Genomic DNA, 2,934 nt, shown 5'->3' on the forward strand with positions numbered 1-2,934 from the left:
ATAGAGCAACACAAAGCCACGCACCCCCACACGGTCCAGCACAGCCAGACCCAAAGACCACAGCGTGACCATATTCACCACCAGATGCAGCACGCCGCCGTGCAGGAACCCGTAGGTCAGAAACATCAGCCAGGGCTGGGCAGGATAGTTCGGGGTCCAGGACTGCAAAAGTCCGGCCCAGAAGCCAAAATACTCATAGGCCTGCGATCTCAGCCGGAGCGGGCCCGCAAGCTGCAGATCCGAGAGCTGCAGCAGGCCTTCGACGGCAAAACAGATGACGATCACCGCAATCAGCACCCCGGACCCGGGGGAAGGGGCCGCCTCTGCCGGGCGGTCATCGGGCGGGTCAGATGTCTTCATGCATCACACCGGGCAGTCTGTGACAGAGGATGCAAGCGCGGGTCTCAGGGCACCCAGTTGAAGCTGCGCTGCAGGCCGATGTAGATGGTATTGCGGCTGCGGTCCTCAGAATCGTCCTCGCTGGAGAGCGTGTGCGACACCCCGCCCACGAGGCCCCAGTCCCGGGTCAGATCCCGCCGGTAGGTCAGGCCAACCTCCATACGCTTGCCGTCAACACCCTCGTCCAGCTCGTTACGGTCAAAATACGTGAAGGTGGCGCCCAGACCAGAGAGATTATTGATCTGATAATCATACCCGGCGCGCAAAGCGGTGTTGAGCTGTTCATTATTATCATTGTCGGTCACAACAGACTGCGACAGCCCCAAGTTGATCTGCCCGGTCGGCAGCTCATGGACGTAATCAAGGTTGATCAGAGGATCACTGCCGATCGTATCCGCCCCGGTCACCCCGATTTCAGCAGACAGAGAGCCGCGCGGCAGTTCCATATCCCGGCTGACGCTGAGAAAGGAGCGCCGGCCGTTGTCGTTGCTGGAGACATCGGAGGCAAAATTCAGCCCCAGGGTGCCGTTGGATAGCGCCCGCAGGAGAGATGCCCCGACGCTCAGACCGTCGTCTGTCCCAGTCTCGTCGCCGCTGCGGTCGATGCTGTCATAGCTCAGAGAGACATCCGCCGTCAGGATCGGCGTGACCTCCATCGAGACCGCCACACCCAGACCGGTTCTCTCCCGGTTCACACCATTACCCTGCGCGTCGAAGTCCTCATAACTGGCCGTCAGGCTCGCCGTGATCCGCGGATCAATCCGGAAATCAAGCTGGCCGTCGAACGCAGTGTTGCTCTGATCGGTCAGATCCGGGTCGGTGGTATCACTGAAGGTGATCTCGTCATAGGCAAAGCCCCAGCTCGCCCCGATCGGCGCATTCAGGCCCACAGCACCGTCCAGCACAAAACCATAGGTCTGCCGCGTGCCGTCATCCTGGTTGATGATATTACCGTTCTGATCGAAATCATCAAAGTTATCGGAATCAGAATCGGATTCGCGGTACCGGAGTTCAAAGCCGATGCGCGCATTGCCGGTTTCCCGGTCATATCCGATGCTGGCAAATGAATTCGTGGGATCGAAACTGGAGTCGTTATCGTCCCGCCATTCCTCAACCTCAGTCCCCAAATCGAGCGAAAGCTGATCAAGACCTGTGACACTGGTGAGATTGAACCCGAGGAGGGTCCGCCCGAAAAAATCGGAATCGCCGTCCACATCAAGGCCGGGGTTGTCGCTGTACTCCAGGCGCTGCGTGACATCAAATGTCCCGACAATCCCTGGCGCATCCGTGTCCTGTGCATGCACCACAGCGCCTGCGGTGCAAATGACTAAAAACGCACCAGTTAACAGGTGCGTTTTGTATTTTTTCTGCCTGTGCGAATGACTGTTATTCGAACAGACGCCGTTCCGGTACCAGAATGACATCACCGTCCCTAAGCTCGATATCGTTTGTGACTGCCCCGTCTGCGAGGGCTTTATAATTCAGGATCGTGACACGCTGCACGCCGGCTCCGTCAGTGCGGCGCAGTTGGATACGTTTAATAGCAGCAAATCTTGAAACACCACCGCTGATGGCCACAGCCTGCAGTAGCGTGGTGCCCTTTTTAACCTCAACAAGGCCCGGATTGTTCACCTCACCCACGAAGTAAACGTCGATCACAGGGCCCGCGATGGCGGTGTCCGGCTGAAAGCGCGGCACAACACCGACAAAAACGGTCGGCGGCGCTGCAAAGTTAGACGCGATTGCACCTCGGATGGCGGCCTGAACCTGGCCTATTGTCCGGCCGCTTGCGTTGATTGTGCCGGCAAAAGGGAAGCTGATCTGCCCGTTCGGCAACACGGATACGGAGCGGTTGAGGCTGGCGTCTTCCAGCACTTCAATCTGCAGCGTATCGCCCGGCTGGATGGTATAGTCGCTCTGTGCGCTTGCGGAGACCGCACAGAACACCAAGGCGACCACAACGGATAAGAGGTTAAAAAGCTTCATATCAGACTACCTTCGCGAGTTCTGTTCAGTTTAGTGTCAGACTGGCCCGTAAACTCAAGTGAAAATACCCCATCGGCAGAAACATGATCATTGTTGTAGTGGATAGATCACGTTTCAGGGCAATCCACCCTTAGTTCCCGGTCAGATCACGCAGGCGCTGGACTTCCACGCGGGCCTGTTCGATCCTGTCACGCGTGTCGACAGGGCCGGCTATATCGACCGCTTTCTGCAGCTGTTTCAGAGCATCATTATTTCGCTCCAGCGCTATATAGACATAACCCAGATGTGCCTGAACGATCGGGTCCTCCGGAAGACCTTCGGCCGCACTTTCCAGATAAGGCAGGGCTTCCTCAGAGTCGCCACGCCGATGCAGCAGCCAGCCATAGGTGTCCTGAATGGGGGCCAGATCAATACTCCGCAACCGCCGGCCGATCGACCAGGCCCGCTCGAGGCTTTCTTCGTCTTCTCTGTATGTCACGAGCAGGCTGGCAAGGTTATTGGCAATAACAAGAGCACCGGAATTCTGTTGATAAAGCGTTTCATAGATAT

Annotated in this window: 4 protein-coding genes; all 4 read right to left on the minus strand. The window is 57.4% G+C overall.

Annotation, left to right across the window (positions count from 1 at the left end; genetic code table 11):
* The coding region (locus tag Q0M35_RS18410) for a rhomboid family intramembrane serine protease (RefSeq protein ID WP_295317702.1) at positions 1 to 360 on the minus strand (360 nt) is incomplete at its 3' end.
* A gap of 44 nt (positions 361 to 404) precedes the next feature.
* Complete coding sequence (locus Q0M35_RS18415) at positions 405 to 1,706, minus strand: hypothetical protein (protein ID WP_295317703.1); 1,302 nt, start codon at positions 1,704 to 1,706, stop codon at positions 405 to 407.
* Positions 1,707 to 1,785: 79 nt separating this feature from the next.
* Positions 1,786 to 2,385, minus strand: a complete 600-nt coding sequence (locus Q0M35_RS18420) for a polysaccharide biosynthesis/export family protein (RefSeq protein ID WP_295317704.1) — start codon at positions 2,383 to 2,385, stop codon at positions 1,786 to 1,788.
* A gap of 130 nt (positions 2,386 to 2,515) precedes the next feature.
* Positions 2,516 to 2,934: tetratricopeptide repeat protein (locus Q0M35_RS18425; RefSeq protein ID WP_295317705.1), on the minus strand; the 419-nt coding region annotated here is incomplete at its 5' end.

It is taken from the genome of Roseobacter sp. (assembly GCF_024639605.1).
In the GTDB taxonomy this organism is placed as follows: domain Bacteria; phylum Pseudomonadota; class Alphaproteobacteria; order Rhodobacterales; family Rhodobacteraceae; genus Roseobacter.

Coding starts and splice junctions, on each gene's coding strand:
- Q0M35_RS18420 (WP_295317704.1), bottom strand. CDS start 2,385: ATGAAGCTTTTTAACCTCTTATCCGTTGTGGTCGCCTTGGTGTTCTGT.